Origin of the sequence: Geobacter sulfurreducens PCA (assembly GCF_000007985.2) — a bacterium.
GTDB classification, from domain to species: Bacteria; Desulfobacterota; Desulfuromonadia; order Geobacterales; family Geobacteraceae; genus Geobacter; species Geobacter sulfurreducens.
In genome coordinates, this window is record NC_002939.5 from 2,987,065 (window position 1) to 3,005,808 (window position 18,744).

General features: G+C 62.7%; 17 protein-coding genes and 1 tRNA gene. 5 read left to right on the top strand and 13 right to left on the bottom strand.

What is annotated here, in order from left to right; all coding sequences use genetic code 11:
- The first annotated feature begins 66 nt into the window (after positions 1–66).
- Positions 67–237, top strand: coding sequence for an indolepyruvate ferredoxin oxidoreductase subunit alpha (locus GS_RS13615; protein ID WP_010943346.1), 171 nt, complete (start codon positions 67–69; stop codon positions 235–237).
- 202 nt (positions 238–439) lie between these two features.
- Here the strand turns inward: GS_RS13615 and GS_RS13620 are convergent, their stop codons facing one another.
- Complete coding sequence (locus tag GS_RS13620) at positions 440–1,897, bottom strand: DUF3426 domain-containing protein (RefSeq protein WP_010943347.1); 1,458 nt, start codon at positions 1,895–1,897, stop codon at positions 440–442.
- A 217-nt stretch (positions 1,898–2,114) separates the two neighbouring features.
- On the opposite strand from GS_RS13620, the gene GS_RS13625 reads away from it, so the two are divergent.
- The gene (locus GS_RS13625) at positions 2,115–2,804 is read left to right on the top strand and encodes a DUF1573 domain-containing protein (RefSeq protein ID WP_010943348.1); all 690 of its coding nucleotides are present in this window, start codon (positions 2,115–2,117) and stop codon (positions 2,802–2,804) included.
- Here GS_RS13625 and GS_RS13630 read toward each other — a convergent pair.
- A complete protein-coding gene (locus tag GS_RS13630) occupies positions 2,770–3,663 on the bottom strand; it encodes an MBL fold metallo-hydrolase (protein WP_010943349.1) in 894 nt (297 codons plus the stop codon). The two genes, GS_RS13625 and GS_RS13630, sit on opposite strands and share 35 nt — an antisense overlap.
- Before the next feature lie 140 nt (positions 3,664–3,803).
- Between GS_RS13630 and GS_RS13635 the strand changes: the two genes are divergently transcribed.
- Positions 3,804–3,880 (top strand) — tRNA-Arg (locus GS_RS13635).
- A gap of 85 nt (positions 3,881–3,965) precedes the next feature.
- Here GS_RS13635 and GS_RS13640 read toward each other — a convergent pair.
- Positions 3,966–6,560, bottom strand: coding sequence for an InlB B-repeat-containing protein (locus tag GS_RS13640; protein WP_010943350.1), 2,595 nt, complete (start codon positions 6,558–6,560; stop codon positions 3,966–3,968).
- Between the two features lie 139 nt (positions 6,561–6,699).
- On the opposite strand from GS_RS13640, the gene sfsA reads away from it, so the two are divergent.
- Positions 6,700–7,398 carry a DNA/RNA nuclease SfsA gene (gene sfsA / locus GS_RS13645; RefSeq protein WP_010943351.1) on the top strand — a complete coding sequence of 233 codons (699 nt, stop codon included), beginning with the start codon at positions 6,700–6,702 and terminating at the stop codon, positions 7,396–7,398.
- A gap of 4 nt (positions 7,399–7,402) precedes the next feature.
- Here the strand turns inward: sfsA and GS_RS13650 are convergent, their stop codons facing one another.
- The 10 genes from GS_RS13650 to GS_RS13695 all read right to left on the bottom strand — a co-directional run bounded on the left by GS_RS13650 (position 7,403) and on the right by GS_RS13695 (position 17,906).
- Positions 7,403–7,858 (bottom strand): hydrogenase, encoded by a 456-nt coding sequence (locus GS_RS13650; RefSeq protein ID WP_010943352.1) that lies wholly within the window; start codon positions 7,856–7,858, stop codon positions 7,403–7,405.
- A 15-nt stretch (positions 7,859–7,873) separates the two neighbouring features.
- Positions 7,874–9,310, bottom strand: coding sequence for a Ni/Fe hydrogenase subunit alpha (locus GS_RS13655; RefSeq protein ID WP_010943353.1), 1,437 nt, complete (start codon positions 9,308–9,310; stop codon positions 7,874–7,876).
- Positions 9,311–9,318: 8 nt separating this feature from the next.
- Complete coding sequence (locus GS_RS13660) at positions 9,319–9,864, bottom strand: oxidoreductase (RefSeq protein WP_010943354.1); 546 nt, start codon at positions 9,862–9,864, stop codon at positions 9,319–9,321.
- A 38-nt stretch (positions 9,865–9,902) separates the two neighbouring features.
- The gene (gene hoxU, locus GS_RS13665) at positions 9,903–10,619 is read right to left on the bottom strand and encodes a bidirectional hydrogenase complex protein HoxU (RefSeq protein ID WP_010943355.1); all 717 of its coding nucleotides are present in this window, start codon (positions 10,617–10,619) and stop codon (positions 9,903–9,905) included.
- Positions 10,619–12,331 (bottom strand): NuoF family protein, encoded by a 1,713-nt coding sequence (locus GS_RS13670; protein WP_010943356.1) that lies wholly within the window; start codon positions 12,329–12,331, stop codon positions 10,619–10,621. The genes hoxU and GS_RS13670 overlap by 1 nt, the downstream gene beginning before the upstream one ends.
- Positions 12,328–12,903 (bottom strand): bidirectional hydrogenase complex protein HoxE, encoded by a 576-nt coding sequence (gene hoxE / locus GS_RS13675; protein WP_010943357.1) that lies wholly within the window; start codon positions 12,901–12,903, stop codon positions 12,328–12,330. Before hoxE ends, GS_RS13670 begins: the two co-directional genes overlap by 4 nt.
- 104 nt (positions 12,904–13,007) lie before the next feature.
- Positions 13,008–13,985 carry a protein-methionine-sulfoxide reductase catalytic subunit MsrP gene (gene msrP, locus GS_RS13680; RefSeq protein WP_010943358.1) on the bottom strand — a complete coding sequence of 326 codons (978 nt, stop codon included), beginning with the start codon at positions 13,983–13,985 and terminating at the stop codon, positions 13,008–13,010.
- A 69-nt stretch (positions 13,986–14,054) separates the two neighbouring features.
- Complete coding sequence (locus GS_RS13685; RefSeq protein WP_010943359.1) at positions 14,055–16,130, bottom strand: CxxxxCH/CxxCH domain c-type cytochrome; 2,076 nt, start codon at positions 16,128–16,130, stop codon at positions 14,055–14,057.
- Between the two features lie 10 nt (positions 16,131–16,140).
- The gene (locus GS_RS13690) at positions 16,141–16,614 is read right to left on the bottom strand and encodes a cytochrome c (RefSeq protein ID WP_010943360.1); all 474 of its coding nucleotides are present in this window, start codon (positions 16,612–16,614) and stop codon (positions 16,141–16,143) included.
- Positions 16,611–17,906, bottom strand: coding sequence for a hypothetical protein (locus GS_RS13695; protein WP_010943361.1), 1,296 nt, complete (start codon positions 17,904–17,906; stop codon positions 16,611–16,613). Before GS_RS13695 ends, GS_RS13690 begins: the two co-directional genes overlap by 4 nt.
- Before the next feature lie 371 nt (positions 17,907–18,277).
- Here GS_RS13695 and GS_RS13700 point away from each other — a divergent pair, with 371 nt between their 5' ends.
- Positions 18,278–18,730: a hypothetical protein gene (locus GS_RS13700; RefSeq protein WP_010943362.1), complete on the top strand. Its 453-nt coding sequence runs from the start codon at positions 18,278–18,280 to the stop codon at positions 18,728–18,730.
- Positions 18,731–18,744: the final 14 nt, after the last annotated feature.

Below are 18,744 nucleotides of genomic sequence, written 5' to 3' on the forward strand. Positions count from 1 at the left end.
GACTTCACAGAAGCCCTGTGATATGTTTACGCCGCTTTTAGAAAACACTTTATAAGGAGGTATACCGTGTCCCACGCTATTTCCGACGACTGCACCAACTGCGGCGCCTGTGTCGATTCCTGCCCGGTCAACGCTATTGCACCGGCCGGTGACAAGCACAAGATTGATGCAGATACCTGTATCGACTGCGGCGCTTGTGTCGACACCTGCCCGGTAAGCGCTATCAGCGCAGCCTAACCGACAGGTCGTACCACTTCAATACCGGCATGACATACGTCGTGCCGGTATTTTTTTGCTCTGACAACGAAAAAGGCCGGCTTTCATGCCGGCCTTTTTCGTTGTCCACTATTCAATAGCTGGTCGAATCCACCCAATCAGAGAATCTGCCTCGCTAGCCCCATCTGTACCACAGGTCAGGATGCTTGATCGGGCCTCATACTCACTGGGTGGCAACAGTTGAACCGGTCACCTCCACGGTGAAATCAGTCGCCTCCCGGGGGATATTTGCCAGAACAATCACAAAGGGGATCCTCTTACCCGGCTGGACTCCCAGGTTCGACAGGGAATCGCCGAACTGGTTATTCATGGCTGACTCGATCTTTGCCATGGGGAGCGAGGCTATCTGTTCGTCGCTCAGGCTGTTGCCGCAGTAGGCAATCTTTTGCACGACCGCCTGGCCTCCCGACCCCAGCAGCGCGCCCTTCACCTGGATGGACGCCCGGGGCTTGCGGTAGTTATTAATGGCTTCGCCGCGAATCACGAAAACCTCTCCCGCCTCCGCGTTGGCCAGATACCCCCCTCTGACCTTGTCAAGGCCGATCCCTCCCTCCTCCCGCGCTTCAAATCCGAGCCACTCGGCCACAAAGCCGATGCCGAGCTTATTGAAGGCGGCAGGGCCCTCCTTGAAGAAGTAGAAGCCGAACCCGGCAAGGGCTACGATCACGAGGACCGACACCACAATGGCAACGAGGGGAAGCAGGGAGCGCCCCTTGCGGCGTGACGAGATGACAAGAGGTGGAGCCTCCTCCTCTCCAAAGGGAACATCAAGGGGGGACAACGGTGCTGTCGTTACAGCGGGTTCAGTCACAGGCTGCTCAGGAACCGCTGCGACTGTCGCCTGCTGGGTGCGATCACGGGGCTCGGGCTCCGGCGCAGTCTCATCAATACCGAGATCAAGCTCACCGAAATCGAAAGGTTCCGCTTCTTCTTCAGCCTCGATCTTCGGGGAGGCATCTTCTTTTGCCACCCCCTCCTCGAACTCCAAAGCAAAGTCGCCGGTGGAACCTTCTTCCCGCCCCCCCGCATCAGTCGCGGCAGCAAAGGCCTCGGGACTCACCTCGCCAAAGGCGATCCCGTCCCCGAATCCGCCAACGGCAGACGCAGCTTCAGGTTCGGCCGGCCGCGACTGCTCTTCCGTGACAGACTCCTCTTCGAATCCACCGAAATCAAACACCTCCGGCTCCGAAGCAGTTGACTGCCCCGCCTGGTTTTCGCTCCCTGCCGTTGGTTCTCCGCCGAAGTCGAACGAAAAATCCTCATCAGTAGCGGCCGGGCCTGAAGGTATTCCCGAGGAAACCGCCAGGTTGTCGGCGGCTTCCTCGGCATCAGAATCAGCGGGAGCAAATGACGGAGCCTGGGCCTGCTGAGGCGCCCAAGCCGGTTCACTCTCTTGCGTTGGCTCCTGGGACGCGGCCACGGCGGCAGCGGAAGCACCCCTGCCCTCCGTTGCATCCAGCCCTTGCAGAATCGAGTCGAAATCCGGCTCTTCCGCGGGAGCTTCTTTTTTTATGACGAAAATATGTCGGCACTTGGAACAACGGACCTTGATGCCGGCGGCTGTTACCTTGGAGTCGTCAAGCCGGAATTTGCTGCTGCATTGCGCACACTGGATGATCATTGGTCACTCCACGGTGAGAGGTGGGGCAGCGGAAGAAGGCCGCCACGGCAAAAAACGGCGCCGAGTCGGTAATTTCGGACTTTTCTATAACAGATAAGGGCACTTAGTGTCAATTCAATATGGTCACCAGCCCCCCCTTTATGCTATACCATTTCAAGGAAGCCATGAAAAGAATCCAGCCATGGTTCAAAATATTTTCAGCAATCGGAGAACGCGCATGCGCCAACGGCTCGCCCCATTACTGACCATCATGCTGCTCCTTCAGTGCGTTACTGCGGCATTCGCCGCACCAACCCTGTCGGTGGACAAGCCGTTTTTTGATTTCGGAACCATCCCTCAAGGGAAAAAGCTCGATCATGTCTTTACGCTGAAGAACAAGGGAGACTCCCCTCTGTCGATCGTAAGGACCAAATCATCCTGCGGCTGCACCGTGATCAGCCTCCCCCGCAAAACCATCGAGCCGGGAGGAAGCGTTGAACTCAAGACCACATTCGACTCGACCACGTTCGGCGGCAAGGTCACCAAGACCATAACCGTCGAAACCAATGATCCTGCAAACCCGAATTACACGCTCACCCTCACGGGGGTTGTCAGCGAGGTACTGGTTGTGGCGCCCCGGCAGTTGAACCTGGGACAGATAAAGGCGGGAACAAGCGGGACATTCACCGTGACGGTGGACAACAAGGGAAACCGCCCCGTGAAGATAACCTCCGCCACCTCCCCTATGCCGCAGGTCAAGGTGACAGCCGGCAAACAGAGCATCAAGCCCGGCGAAAGCACTTCCATCACCATATCGGTGGCACCCCGGCCGGAAGACCGGTTCCTGAGCGGATTCATCATCATCAAGACCGATATGCCGGGCAAACCCGAAATCACCGTGCCGGTGTACGGCTCTGTGTCGAAGTAGCGGCGGCCTCCAGGTCTTCCTTGAGATCAAGGTAGGCGCGCTCCACGTTCACGTCGAAAAACGTGCGGAAGCCGGGCATGGCGTCGTAACGCGGTAGCCTGAACTGGGCCTTTGTCTCGGGAAGACTCCTGCCGGCCTCGATGTGACGCAGAACCTCGGTGAGAAATTCCTTGAAGAAGAGCCTGAACCGCCTGAGCCCGGCACGGTCGGACACATCACCGAGGCCGGGAAGCACGTGCTTTGCCCCCACCGCTTCCAGGCTTTCCAGAGTGACGACCCAATCACGCATCTTCCCTTCCCCCATGTACCCCACCACGTCGTTGTAAAAGAGATCCGACGTAAAGAGCACCCCTTCGTTCGGAAGGTAGATGATGATGTCACCTTCCCGGTGACCGAACTCGGTACTGTTCAGGACCAGGACCGTTTTCCCCCGGATGAGGGTCAACCCTTTATCGAAGAAGGTCACGTGATTGCGAAGCTGGCGCGACTCCCCCCTGAGAGACTGCCAGGTCTGCCAGGAGGTTATGATCTCCACGTTGGCGGGAAAGTCGAAATCCACATGATTATAGCCGGGATGATGGTGGGTAAGTATCACGTAGCGCAGAGGAATGGGGGTGATCTCGGCAATTGCGTCGATCAACTCGCGGATCCCTTCGGGGATGAAATGGGCTCCCGCCAAGATTACCTGATAGGGGGTAACCACAATCATCGCGTTGCTGGCGGCCTTTCCCTCCGGCAGGGCAATGGCCGCATATACCCCTTCCTCCATCTGCTTTATTTCGTAATGGGCAGCCTGGGCGGGGGTAAAGCCGACAACGAGACAGAGCACGACAAGAAGGATGACAGGTACGTTCTTCATGACCCTCGAACCTTGAAATTTTCGACCAGTGTAGCAAAAGGGTGCACCTAAACACAACCGCGGCATGGATTCAGAGACCGGCATCGAAAAAACTTTCCTCTTGTGAAATCATCGATGATGGTGTATCAATAGAGATTCGCGGGCGGTTAGCTCAGTTGGATAGAGCGCAGGCCTCCGAAGCCTGAGGTCGCTGGTTCGAATCCAGTATCGCCCGCCATTTACATGAACCAAGCGAATTCGCTTGCAAAAAACCCCGCCGGCATGAAGCCCGGCGGGGTTTTTTCATTGGCCGTGGCTCCCGGTCAGCGGATGACCACATTCTGGGCCGTGAGCGAGCCCCTACCCACCGTAACAACGCCCTGCAACGTCGTTAAGCCGGGGCTGGACGAGAACGTTGCGTCATACCCTCCCTTGAAGAGCACGGCTATGGCGTTTGCCAAGGTCACGTTGCCGGCAAGCTCGGTCGCCTGGGTCTCGATGGTGCATGAAGTTCCCCCGATGCACGCGGCATAGGCCTCAGCGATTGTTGAATAATAGCTCGTGGTTCCCGCAGTAAGCTTCACGGGAGGCATTTTCGTGAATGTTGCCGTCACGGCCACGGGGCCATACTGGGTAACCGTACAGCCATCAGTACCGGAGCAGGCACCCGACCAGCCGGCAAAAATCGATCCAGCGCTCGGCGTTGCGCTGAGCACCACCGGAGCAGCATTAAAGACCGCGCTGCACCCTGAACCGTCGAGACAGCTAATGCCTCCCGGCGCGCTCGACACGGTGCCGCCACCCGTGCCGACAACGGTCACACTGAGGTTGATGCCGGGCGTAACGGTGATTTCGGCCGATTTCGGTCCTTCCACGCCGTTCTTGAGTACCGATACAGCAATGTAGTAGGTAACGCCGTTCATCAGGCCGGAAATCACATGTGCCGGGGTAGTGCCAACCGGGTCGGGGGTCGCATAGTTACCCGATGTAATACCGTAGTAAACCTTGTAGCCGGTAATGCCCGACTCCTGGCTGGCGGTCCAGGAAATGCCCGCCGTACCATTGCCCGGCACGCCGGAGAGACCGGTCGGCGCGGCCGGCCGATCCAGGGAGAAGGATGCTGTCACGTTCTTCGCACCATCCATGGTTACCGTGCAGACGGGAGAGGTGCCGGCGCAGTCGCCGCCCCACCCCGTAAAGACATAGCCGGTTGCAGGAGCCGCGGTGAGGGCAACCGAATCGCCCTGAAGGTAGTCGCCTTCTCCCGACAGATCCACCCAGGTAAAGGCGCCCAGATCATCGGCAACGCTGCCCCCACCCGTAGTCGAAACGCTGAGGGTCTCCTTCCGGCCGAAGATCCGGTGGACGTGGATGTCGGTATCGCCTTCCTCCCGGGTGAAGGTGCTCACCAGGACAATGTTTCCATCGGGTTGGAGCGCTACGCCCTGTCCTTCGTCATCGCCCGAATTGATGGTATAGAACCCGTAGAAATTGTAGATGGTGTTGTCTGTAGTTCCGTCGGCATTGAGTCGGAACACAAGGATATCGGTGTCGGTCGCGTAACCGAAGGACCCCACCACAACGATCTTGCCGTCAGGCTGGATCACCAGTGCTTCGGCCCTGTCGTTATACACGTCGCCATCCTTGTAATCCCCCACCGGGGCATTGAAATCATTGTCCCGCGTACCGTTCTCATTGAGGCGGAGCACCCAGATATCCGTGTCACCCGCACCCCACTGATAGGCCCCTACCACCACGATTTTGCCGTCAGGCTGGACGGCTATCCCCAGGCCTTCGTCGTTGCCGGCATCGCCGGCCATGAAGAAATTATTCAATCCGTCATTAAAGTTGTCGAGGGTGCCGTCGGTTTTGAGTCGCTGCACAAAGAGATCGGTTTCGCCGCTCGGGTTAGCATAGGTGCCGACGAGCAGTATCTTCCCGTCCGCCTGGAGCGCTACTCCATTCCCGAAACTGTTGCCGGGAAGGTTGGGCCGGTAGTAGCCGGTATTGCCGTTGAAGGCGCTGTCGAGCACTCCGGTCGCCGTAAGACGGATCACCTGGATTTTTTTCGCTCCGGCAACATCCCTGGAGCCGATAATCACGATCCTGCCGTCGGGCTGAACCAGCAGATTTCCGGCCTCGTTGGCGCCGGAGGCCCCCTCCTGGTACTTCCCGCCCGTGCCGAAAGAGGTATCAAGTACGCCGGCTGAATCGTAGCGTCGAACCTCCCAGGCGGTAGTGGCACTTCCCACGGTACCGAGAACGAGAATTTTGCCGTCGCCCTGCAACGCCACGCCGGCGGCACGGTCAGCCGTGCCCGCGTCAATCACGACTGAACCCTGAACCCCGAAGCCGGTGTCCGGCTCCCCCTGCGCCGTGAGTCGCCAGAGGACGATGTCGGTATTGCCCGCCGCCTGCTCCACGGTGCCGACCACCAGCAGCTTGCCGTCCGGCTGCACCACGACCCCCTTGCCCCGGTCGCTCCCCGTGCCGCCTAACAATGCCACTCCCTGGCCGCCGAAAAAGCCGGTATCGATGAGGTCGTCATAAACGATGGCGGCGGGATAAGGGGGATCGGGGACCGCCACCCCGTCCTGCTGAAACTGGAGGAATACGTCGTAAAAGGAAAGACTGAGCGGTTCAGTCAGCTTAAAGCGCTTTGATGCCGCAACCGGCTCCCAGTCTGTCCAGGTGCTGTCGTCGATGCTGAAGCGCATCGCCTGCACGGTTCCCCCGTGCAGGGCGGCATTGATGCCGAGCGTCACCATGGGATAGTTGGTGAACTTCGCACCGCCGTTGATAGTCAAAACATCGGCCTGGGCGGCTACCTGCAGCACGAGCACCATGCCGGCAGTTGCCGGCAGGAGACGAGCGTAACGGCCAAGCTGTCCTGCAACCCGAATCATCAATCCGATCATCTTACCCCTCCGTGCACTGACACTCAGGCAGACATTCTACCTGGGACCACTCTAATTTTCCAGACATCATTTCCACCGCGTGAAGACAGCCTGTCGACAGATTGTTGCCATCACATCGCCGGCGTGCTATCTGTCAGGCATGATTCTGCCACGACCTCTTTACTCCGGCACCCTGATCCGGCGCTACCAGCGCTTCCTGGCCGACGTACGCCTCGACGACGGGACGGTGGTCACCGCCCACTGCCCGAACTCGGGGAGCATGAAAGGATGCTGCCAGCCGGGAAGCGCCGTGTTCCTTTCTCTCAGCGACAATCCGAAGCGGCGCCTCGCCTACACCTGGGAACTGGTCATGGCTGACGGCTACTGGGCGGGGATAAACACGGGCCTCCCCAACCGGCTCGTCCGGGAGGGGATTGAAAACGGCACCGTCGCGGAACTCCTGGGGTATGAGCGCATCCGGCCCGAAGTCCGCTACGGGACGAACAGCCGGGTGGATCTGCTGCTGGAAGGGCCTGGCCGCTGCTGGGTCGAAGTGAAAAATGTGACCCTCGTGGAAGGGGGAACGGCCCTCTTCCCCGACGCCGTGACGGAACGGGGGCAAAAACACCTGCGGGAGTTGATGGAGGTGGTGCGGCAGGGGGACCGGGGAGTGATCTTCTTCGTGGTCCAGCGTGGCGACGGGTCTGCCGTGGCCCCGGCGGACGCCATTGACCCGGTGTACGGCCGGCTTCTGCGGCAGGCCGTGACTGCCGGGGTAGAAGCCCTGGCCTACCGGGCGCTCGTAACGCCGGAGGAAATCCGGCTCACGGAGCGGCTGCCGGTGCTTGCCGGGGAATGATCCCTCACCCTCCGGACAGCCTCAGCACCAGGGCGCGGGCCACATGGTCGGCCTCAGCCAGGTTGGCGCGGGCCCTATCGCTGAACCCTTCCCCGTGGCTGAAATCTTCTCCCGGCACGGTCACGAGCCATGCCGGCGGGGTCCGGCCGTAAAGCTTCCCGGCATAGGCCAGAAGCAGCTCGGGAGCCAGGTGGTGCCCCAGGGCACCCTCGCCGGATGAAGCCGCCAGAGAGACGGCAGCCACCGAGCTCATGCCGCCGACGGCCGGGCAGGCGTCAAAAAAGATGACGCCGGTCACCTCCGGGGCGGCGATCTCCTCGGCCATCTCGGGCAGGAGCTGATGGGCTTCGACGGCACGCACGCTGCCCAGAGGGGAGCCCCCCTCCACCATCGCAGGAAGGACCGCCCCGGCCCCATCGTCGCGCCGCAGGCGATTGCCGTAGCCGATCAGCAGGACCATGACCTGCCCCTCTCGCTATCTTCCCCGTTTCGCCTCATCCAGCACCGTCCCGTCCGGCCCCAGGAGCATCACCCGCAGCGGCATCCTGCCGTAGGCATGCGTGGCGCAGGAAAGGCAGGGATCATAGGCCCGCACACCGTGCTCGATCCGGTTGAGAATCCCTTCCGTGAACTCCCCTCCCCTGATGAACTCCGCCGCCACCTGCCGGATGGTCCGGTTAATGGCCAGATTGTTCATGCCGGTGGCGATAAGCAGGTTCACACGGCTGACAATGCCGTCGTCATCCACCTCGTAGTCATGAAAGAGGGTGCCGCGGGGCGCTTCGCAGAAGCCGACACCGGCCGGCCGATTCACTCCGGCCTCGCTCCGGACGTGGCGATCCAGGATGTCCGGCTCGTCCAGGAGCATCCCGATCCGCTCCAGGGCGTGGAGGATCTCGATGAGCCGGGCATGGTGGTAGTGGAAACTGCCGGTGACCATGCCGCCGGCGCCGCGCACCTGCCGGAACGCGGCAAGTTCGCGGTCGGCCTCGGGGGTCCCGGCGCGGTCGCAGATATTTAACCGGGCCAGGGGCCCCACCCGGAACATCCCCCCCCCTTCCCGGTCGCCATGGGGATGGTAGTAGGGGAAGGTCATGTAGCTCCAGGGCTCGGCCCGCTCGGTTACGGCCTGGGCGTAGTGCTCCGGGGAAAGCTCATCCACGTGGACGCCTGCCGAATCGGTGAAGCGGAGGGAGCCGTCGTAGTGCTCCAGACCGCCGTCAGATGCCGTCAGCCCCGCGAAGAGCGAGGGAAAGTCCCCATACGCGGTTATTTCGGCTTCGTGGCGGGCGTAGATGCCGTCAAGCATGCCCAGGGCGCCCCGGACGATGGCGAGCCCCTCGGGCAGAAGCGCGGCGATCCGGTCCCGGCCTTCCGGGGAGAGCGGCTCACGGACTCCGCCCGGCACCGCCCAGGAGGGATGGATGCTCTCTCCGGCCACGTCGCTTACGATCTTCTGGCCGATCTGACGGAGACGGATGCCGCCGCGGGCCACCTCCGGGTGGTGCGCCACCAGGCCCCAGAGGTTGCGGCGGGAGGGCTCCTCGTCCATACCCATGAGAAGATCGGCGGCGGAGAGGTGGAAGAAGCTCAGGGCATGGCTCTGGATGAGAGAGGCCAGATTGGCGATCCGGCGCAGGTGGACTGCGGCCGGGGGAATCTCCACGCCGAGGATGGCATCGCCGGCACGGGCAGCGGAGATGGAGTGGCTCACGGGGCAGATGCCGCAGATGCGGGCGGTGATGCCGGGCATCTCCCAGATGCTGCGGCCGATGCATATCCGCTCGAACCCGCGGAATTCGGTCACGTGAAACCTAGCATCGGCCACGGCACCGGCATCGTTGAGCCGGATGGTGATGGTCGCGTGCCCTTCGATACGGGTGACGGGATCTATGGTTATGGTGCGGGACATGGAGATACCTATCCGAACGTGAGCATGCCGGGGGCCAGGTGTACCGGCTCTCCCCGCAGCATGCATTCAATGGCTGCCCGGATCCGGTCCGGGCCAGGCGGACAGCCGGGAATGTAGCCGTCCACCGGAATCACCTGGTGGAGCGGCAGGGCCCGCGGCAGAAGCTGGGGCACTGCCGCATAGTCGAAGGCGGGCGAGGCCTCGCCGTCACAGCGAAAGGGATCCAGGGTCTCGGCAACGGTGAGAAGGTTGCGCATGGCAGTAACGTTACCGGTGATGGCGCAGTCGCCGAAACTGATCACGGTCCGGCTCCGCTGACGGATGATACCGGCCATGGCCAGATTCGCACGATTGGTTACCGCCCCCTCCACCAACGCCACATCCACGCCCGCCGGGAATTCCTTGGCATCCACGAACGGCCCGTAGACCAGGTCGGCCGCCTGGGACAGTTCCAGGAGATACTCATCCAGGTCGAGGAAGCTCATGTGGCACCCCGAGCAGCCTCCCAGCCAGACCGTGGCAAGCCGGAGCCGGCCGCTGCCGATCAGTTCCATTCCTCCGGGCGCACCCCGTGTTATCCCCCCAGACGGCGTCATCCTTCCCACTCCTTTTTCTCCCGCCCTTCCAGCACCCGGGCGAGCATGGTCGGGTCCTTGACCATCTCGCCGACCACCGCCCCCTTGAGGAACAGGGCACCGGTGGGGCAAACCTGAACGCACTTGCCGCAGCTGGTACAGGTGCCACTCTCCCGCCAGGAGCGATTCAGATCGGCGATAATTCGGCTTTTCACTCCACGCCCGGAGATGTCCCAGGTGTGCACCCCTTCGATCTCGTCGCAGACCCGGACGCACCGGGTGCAGAGAATGCAGCGGTTATGGTCCAGGCCGAAGCGTTCGTGGGAGAGATCCATGGTCAGCTTGGGCGAAAGGTATTCGTAGCGGACATGGTCGACCCCCATTTCGGCGGCCACCCGCTGCAACTCACAGTGGCCGATGGAGACGCAGACGGCACAGTAGTGGTTGCGTTCGGCGAGCATGAGCTCCACGAGCATCCGCCGGTAGTTCTCCAGCCGCTCGCTCCGGGTCCGCACCACCATCCCCTCGCGCGCCGGAGTGGTGCAGGCGGGGAGGGGCCGGGGGCTGCCCGCCACCTCCACGATGCAAAGCCGGCAGCCGCCCCGCTCGGAGAGCCCCTCCATGTGACAGAGGGTGGGGAGCGATATGCCGTGTTCCTTGATCACCTGGAGCAGGGTTTCCCCCTCGCGACCGCTGATCAGTTCGTCGTCGATGGTCAGAGTAATGACCGGCATCAGCCTACCTCCCCAGGGACGCCGACGGCGTGCAGGAGTGCCTTGCCGCCGGGTCCGGGCTCCTGCTCGGCAGCCATGGTGCAGCGGCCCGCCGGGCAGCGGCGCTCGCGGATGTGGGCCTCGTATTCGTGCCGGAAGTAGCGCAGGGTGCTCACCACCGGGTTGGGCGCGGTCTGGCCGAGACCACAGAGGCTCGTGGCGCCCATCAGATCGCAGAGCTCCTCCAGCCGGCGCAGGTCGTCCGGCCAAGCGGTGCCGGAGGTTATGCGGCGCAGCAGCCGGTGCATCTCCATGCTGCCGACGCGGCACGGGATGCACTTGCCGCAGCTCTCGTCCCGGCAGAAATCGAGGAAAAACGAGGCGACGTCGGGCATGCAGCTCGTCTCGTCCATGATGATAAGTCCGCCGGAGCCCATGATGGTGCCGATCCGCTCCATACTTTCGTAATCGAGGGGGGTGTCCAGGTGTTCGGCCGGAATGCAGCCGCCCGAAGGGCCGCCCGACTGGGCAGCCTTGAAGCGCTTGCCGCCGGGGATTCCGCCGCCGATGTCGAACACCACCTCCCGCAGCGTGGTACCCATGGGGACTTCGATCAGGCCGGCGGTCTCCACCTGGCCGGCCAGGGCATAGACCTTGGTTCCCGGGCTCCGGGTCGAGCCGATGCCGGCGTACCAGGTGGCCCCGCGTCCGATGATAGCCGGGACGGTGGCAAGGGTCTCCACGTTATTGATGAGGGTCGGACACCCCCAGAGCCCCCGCTGGGCCGGATAGGGCGGCCGGTGCCAGGGCTGTCCGCGCCGCCCCATGATGGAAGCCATGAGCGAGGTTTCCTCGCCGCAGACAAAGGCGCCGGCGCCGGTGCGGATGTCGATGCGGAAACTGAAGTTGCTGCCGAGCACCCGGCTTCCCAGGAGCCCCTTGCGCTCGGCGTCGCGGATGGCGGCCTCGAGCCGCCTTCCGGCCAGGTAGTACTCGCCCCGGACGTAGATGTAGCCCTGATCCGCGCCGATGGCGTAGCCGGCAATGGCCATTCCTTCCAGGATGCGGTGGGGGTCCGACTCCATGACGGAGCGGTCCATGTAGGCGCCCGGGTCCCCCTCGTCGCCGTTGGCCACCACGTATTTCCGCTCGCCCGGCGCCTTGCGGGCCAGGTTCCACTTGACGCCGGCCGGATAGCCGGCCCCCCCCCGCCCCCGCAGTCCCGAAGCGGAGATCTCGCGACAGACATCCTCGGGGGTCATCTCGTGCAGGGCGTGGGCAAGGGCATCGTAGCCCCCCGTGGCCACATACTCCTCGATCCGCTCGGGGTCGATGGAACCGCAGTTGGCCAAGACGATCTTCATCTGGCGGGTGAAATAGGGGTGATCCGGCGGCAGCGGCGAGGCCGTCGGCGGCCGGCGCCCCTTCACCACCGAGTAGAGAATCTGGCGGGCCAGTTCGGGGGTGACGCGCTCGTAGACGATCTCGGGTTTCCCCTGAACTGCCACTTTCACGAGGGGACCGCGGCTGCACGGCCCCATGCAGCCGGTGCTGACGGCCTCGATCTCCGCATCGAGCCGGCTCTCCTCCACCGCCTGGCGCAGCGCGTCCAGGACCGCCAGTGCGCCGGCGGAAAGACAGGGGGTACCGGCACAGACCATGATACGGCACCGCAGCGCCTCCTGGCGGGCCTGTTCTTCCCGGGCCATGGCATGGAGATCGGCGGGGTTCATTGGCCTTCACCCTTGCGGCGGCGAACCGGGCGGACCGTTTCTGCGCGGGCCGGGCTCTTTTCCGCCAGCATGACCCGGACGGCGGCGGCGGCCGAATCGGGGGTACAGCGCCCCACGGTTTCCCCGTCGAGGACCACAATGGGGGCCAGCCCGCAACTGCCGAGGCAGCGGACCGTCGACAGGGTAAGCTTGCCGTCGGCCGTGGTTTTACCGGCTTTCACGTCGAACTCGTTTTCGAGGCGCGTCACGATCTCGGCCGAGCGCTTCACATAGCAGGCGGTGCCGGTGCAGACCACGCAGGAGTGTTCGCCCCGGGCCTCAAGGGTAAAGAAATGATAGAAGGTGGCGACGCCATAGACGCGACTGGGCGGAACGCGGAGTTGCCGGGCCACATGGGTCATCAGCTCGTCGCTGAGGCAGCCGAAGGTCTCCTGGGCCACGTGAAGCACCTCCAGGAGCGCATCGGCCCGGTACTGATACTGTTTCAGGGTCCGCTCGACCACCTTGAAGCGCGGATCGGCGGCAAGCCCGTCGGGCGTGCCCTTCCCTGGCGAATTATCCGTGGAGTTCACGCTGTTCTCCTCTGCCGCAACGGGGTAATGGGCGATGACGAACACGCATCTTAACAGACCGTGGAATATGTGTGAAGCCTTATGCGTTCAAGGCGGCCGCGGGCTCAATAAAAGAACTCCCGCCGCGGTGGCCGGTAGAGGTGGGACACGTGCTCGCCGTAGCCATTGAAGATGACCGTGGGCCGTCGCTCTCCCGTGCCGAGCATTCGCTCGCTCTTCTGGGACCAGCGGGGATGATCGACGTCCGGGTTCACGTTGGCCCAAAAGCCGTATTCGTCCGGACCCAGACTGCTCCAGAAGGTGGAAGGCTGCCGGTCGGTGAAACTGATCTCCACGATGGACTTGATACTCTTGAAACCGTACTTCCAAGGCAGGACCAGACGAATCGGCGCCCCGTGCTGCTTCGGCAACTCCCGGCCGTAGACCCCCACCGCGAGGAAGGCCAGTTCGTTAGTGGCCTCGGCCAGGGTAAGCCCCTCATGGTAGGGCCAGAGGTCGGTTGAGAACAGGCCGCTCTGGTTGGGGGCCTGATCCTTGCGCAAAAATGAGAGGAACCGCAGATGGGTGGCACCCGGCAGCGGGTCGGCCCGCTTCACGAGCTCGGCCAGGGGAAAGCCGACCCAGGGAACCGCCATGGCCCAGGCCTCGACGCAACGGTGACGGTAGGTCCGTTCCTCCAGGGGCATAGTCCGGACCAGTTCATCCACGTCGAAGACCTTGGGGTTCTTCACCAAGCCGGTCACCGAAATCTGCCAGGGGCGGGTGATGAATTGATCCACGTAACGCCAGACGTCCTTACCCGAGGTGAATTCGTAGAAATTGCAGTACATGGCCGCTTCCTGCCGGTCGGTGAGGGGCCTGTCCAGGGGGTAGCGCGCGTTGGGCCGCGCCGGCAGGGTCTTGAGGTTGACGAGGGTGCCGCCCAGTTCCCGCCGCTCCATGGCGTAGTTGGTACAGGCGTTCAGGAGGGGCCAGGCGTTGAGCCCGGCGAAACCGAGGGCCTTGAGGAACGTGCGCCGATTGAAGAAGGCCTCCTCGGGTGAAATTTCATGGGAAGGAAGGGTGAAGCGGCTGTTCTTCATAACCGTGCTCCTTCGCCGGAAAGGCGGGGGATTGCCCCGCCTTTCCGGCCTTCCGTCAGTCCGGCCCCGCTACCACGTCATGCTTCTCGTATGGTTCTCGTTGCCGATGTGGCAGGTGAACAGGCAGCTTCTCGTGGCCGGATCATAGTTCAGCGAATCGAGCAGGGTCGATGATGCCGGCCCTTCCATGGCCGAGGTCTGGAGATTCGTGAAGTGGGTGGTCGCCAGCTTAGTGGTGTCGTGACATTCGGAGCACACCAGCGTTATCTCCGTGTGGTGCCGCTTGTCGCCAGAAGAAAAGCTGTTGAACTGGGTGGTGCCGTAAGCATGGCACGAGGCGCAGTCGGTGCTGACATTGATCTGGCCGCTGGGCCAGGGTGGCGATGTCTGTCCGCCGTGGCAACTGACGTTCGAGCAGGTACCGGTGCCTGCATTATAGGCCGGTGCCCCGCCGTCCTTGTCCTGGAAGGTCGCCGACAGGACCACGTTGGCCGTCCCGTTGCCATGCAGAACGGTGGCGTAGCCGGCCCCGCTGTGACAGGAGCCGCAGGTCACGTTCGGGAAGAGATGCTCGGTGTGCTGCAGGTCCCGGTTCGGGAAGGTCGAACCCACCGGCGGGTTGCCGTGGCACGAGACACAGCCGGTCTGGATGTTGAAGAGCCCGGTGCCGGAGTCCTTCACGGCAACGGCGTTGAAGTGGCAGACCGCGTTTACGCCAGCGATGTTCAGCCTGCTCGATCCCGAAACGCAGGAAGGAGCCACTCCGCCCGCGCCATCGAGATTGGCGCCATGGCAGAGCGTGCAGTAGTTGGTGACTGCGGTGCCGGCAGTGGCGAGGACGGCAAGGGTCGAGTGGCGCAGCTGGTTGGTCACGCCCTGGGTGGTTCCGCGCCCGATGAGCCAGGGGGTGGGATGGGCCGTTCGCGCTGTGTGGCAGGTCTCGCAACCAGCGGTGAGCGTAGCGCCCCGCGGCACGTTGAAACGCGGGTTGGCGCCGCTGGCCGGCGTGGCGTGGCAGGGCTGGCAGGTATTCAGGCCGGTGCCGTTATTATTCCTGTTGATGGCGTCGGCACCATGCTGCGCAGATGGCAGATAGGCCCCGGCGACCGGGTGGGGAGGCTGGACGTCGGAACCGTGGCACAGGGTATTGTTGAAGCAGCCCGCAGCCGTGCCCGCCGGTGCAGGAGTCGTGGGCTGGCGGGTTGAGTTGGCGCCGTTGGCGTGACAGGCGGCGCAGGAGGCGGCGTTGGTGGTGTCGGTGTTGGTGTGGGTCCGGGCAGCGCGCCAGGGTGCCGGAGAATGAGGTGCAATGGCGGGCGCGCCGCCGTTGTGGCACGAGAAGGCTCCCACAGTGGCGGAGAAGCAGCTGACCGCCGTGCCGACGCCCTGGTAGTTGGCGCCGTGGCATCTTCTGCAATAGCTGAATCCTCCGGAGGGAGAATCGGCCGCTTTTGCCCTGGGCCCGTGGAAGTTGGCGCTGTTCGGGTCGCTCCACCCGGCGGGATGCCCCGCTTCTGCGCCGTGGCAGAGCGTGTTGTTGAAGCAGCCGGCAGGAGTTCCAGCAGGCGCGGGCGTCGTGGGCTGCAGGGTCGAGTTGGCGCCGGTGGCGTGACACTTGGCACACTCGGGGGCATTGCCCTGGTCAACGAATATGTGGTTGGTCCCCGATGCAGTGGTGCCGTGCCACGGAGCGTCCGGGTGGGGCGCGTTGGTATGGCAGGCGAAGCAGGAGCGGGCCGGCCCATTATCGAAGAGAGCACCGTGGCACCTGCTGCAGTAGGCGAAGCCGGCCGCCACGGCCGGGGCGGCCATGGCCCCCGAGCGGCCATGCTGGTCTGCTGCTCCCCAGCCCGCGGGGTGGCCGGCCGGACCGGTGGCGTGACAGACCTGCGCTCCCCGGTTGGGACTGAAGCAGCTCACCCCGGAGATGCCTCCCGACTGGCCGGCATCGAGATATGAGCCGTGACAGGAGACGCACTGATCCCGGTCCTTCCGGAACTCACCCCAGTGGGTCTCGATCCAGTTGGCGGGGTGTCTGCCGGTTGTCGGGTCGATGGCCGGAGCGTCTCCACTGCCGCTGGAACAGCCCCAGAGAGCAAGCCCGACACAGAATACAGTCAGGAAACGAACGATTGTCGATTTCACCGTGAGCCTCCTATCTGTGGCATGCAACGCACTGCTCATTGTTGGTCCGGCCGTGGCAGCGGAAGCAACTGGTCGGGTCGATCCTGCCGTCGATCTGGTGCCGGGTCAGGTAATCGCCCCGGTGGACCAGCTGCCGGTCGGGCCGGTCCCCGTGCATGACCGACGGTTTGATCTCCAGTTCGTTGGCATGGCAGTCGTAGCAGAAGGACCGCTTGTGACATGACGCGCACAGACGGTCATCCTGGCCGGCATAGTAGCGGTGGTCGCGCACGAAGACCGGCGTGTGGCTGAAGGCGGCATAGGGTTTGAGCACTCCTCGCGCCCGGTCCTCGTGGCATTCGGTGCAGTCAACCCGCCCCGTGGCCAGTGATTCCGGATGCCAGGACGGCAGGCTCGATTCCTTCGAAAGCATATGGGTGCAGGCGGTCAGGGTGAGGGCGCCCGTCACGGCCACTGCAACAATGAAGAGCTGTATCGGTTTCATTTCGCCGCTCCTTTGCCCGAATGGCTGAAGTTATAGACAAGCCGGACCACGCCGCGGGTCTCCGAATCCAGGCGAGGATTCTCGCCATAGCTGATATCGCCCGACAGCATCAGGTTCGGGAGCATCTTCCACCCGAGGGAGGCGATCACCTCGTAGGCGTTGTCTCCGCCATAGGGTTGCACGGCGTCGTCGTAGAGATGAGCAATGGCATCGACGCTGGCCCGATAGCGCGTTGCGTCGCGCAGGATATAGGCCCGGACCTCGTGGTAGGCATTGGCGGAAACATCCGCATCGGCCCGGTGGTAGGAAAGTCCCGCCCGGACCGTGCGTTCGGCCAGGGTCATCCGCACCTCGCCGCCGTAGCGATGGGTATTGCCCCGGTCGGCCCGGTGGTAGTTGATCCGCTTGTAGTCGGCAATCAGCTCCAGGGGTTTGGCCACGGTCCAGGCAACGCTGCCGCCGTAGCTGCGCAGCGTCGTATCGCGATCGATGTTGAAAAGGGAGCGGTTATTGGTGGTGGCGAGGAAGTGTTCGAGGTTGTAATCGTTGTATTCCCCCGACACGGACACACCTTTCATCGGGGTTACGAGAAGGAGGTAGCTGTGCTCGGCAAAGCCGTCGGTGGCGGTATTGTAGCTGGTGGTGCCACGGAGTTCGACCATCCTGAACGGTGCGAGCCAGATGTCGCCCCCCACCAGCTGCCGGTAGTTTTCCGGGGTGCCGGTGAGGCCGGTATCGGTATTGGCCTCGTACAGGGCCGAAGCGCCGATCTCCAGGTAGCCGGGAAGCCGCCAACCCAGGCGACCGCCGGCAATGGCATCCCCCTTATTCCGGTCGGTCATGTTCAGCCTCACCGGCACCCCGCCGAAGAGGGAGCCGGTGAAGCCGCCGGCCAGGTCGGTCCGAACGCTGACACCGTCCACGTGCTCGGCTGCCACCCCCTCGTAGACGTAGAACCGGCCCAGCTTGAGGAGTCCGTCGGCCCGGGGGAACCGGTATGCCAGGTAGGCATAGGCAAGGTCGCCATCGGTTGAGCCCCCATCGGTGCTCTTGTCGGCCAGATCGAGCCGCCCCCAGCCATAGAGATGGAAAGAAAGATTGCCGTCGGCAAGCTTTTCCACATCGATGCCGAGGAACTGCGTAGCCGGCGCCAGGGTCTCGTCCTTGAACCCGGGAACGCTGCGCTCTTCCAGCCGGATGAGCGTAGTGGCATCCACCGCCACGTCAGCCGCGCCGGCCATGCCGGGCAGCGAGGCGATGGCCAGCGCAAGGAACTGCAATCGCTGTTTCATTGCTCCCTCCTTAAAAAGGGGAGGTGGCGGTAACTTCGCCAACTCCATCATGTTTACAGATTCGATACTAGAAGAGTCTATTCCCCGGCCTCCTGTTGTCAACCTCACGACTCGGGAAATACGATGCCGCCCCTGCGTGCCAACAACTGGGAGATTTGCCCCACCGATTGGGTCAAATGAATCCACCGATACAACACCATCGTCTCCCTCGCAGTTGCATCTCCTTAAATCTACTAAACAATCAAAAACGTGCCACAAGGGCATCGATATTGCTAATTGAGGCAAGCAGCAAAACCGATCGACATGTCAGAGAGCATGCGCCTACACACTGTTTATTCGACATCAAACGGGAGGGGGGAGGAAATACCGACATGAGGGATGCCCTAGCCGAGCTTTCAGACGAGAAACGAAAACTCATCGGGAAATACCGCCTTGTTCCCAAGGACATCAATGGGAAGATTTACTGGGTACGACGGTTCGGCAATCGACCCGATCATCCCTACGCGACCCAGCGGGCACTCAGGAACTGCCACATCATCGAACTGGTCTTCAGTTTTTACGATCTCTGCGTCGCCAAGATGACCTACTTCAAGAATAACTTCGCCGATTACATCCCCTGCAAGAACAATTACCGGGTCGGACAGATGGAAGAGTGCGAGCCGTGGGACATGGAAATCCTTGTCCAGCGGGAAACGGGCATCGTCATCGACCTCAGGAACCTGGCTGAAATCAGTGACATCGAGGTATTCAAGGAAATGTGCAAGTGGCTGGAATCGCGGCTGAACGAAGCCGATGCATGCTCGAGGAAGGTTATGGGGCTGTGATGCAGACCGTGAAG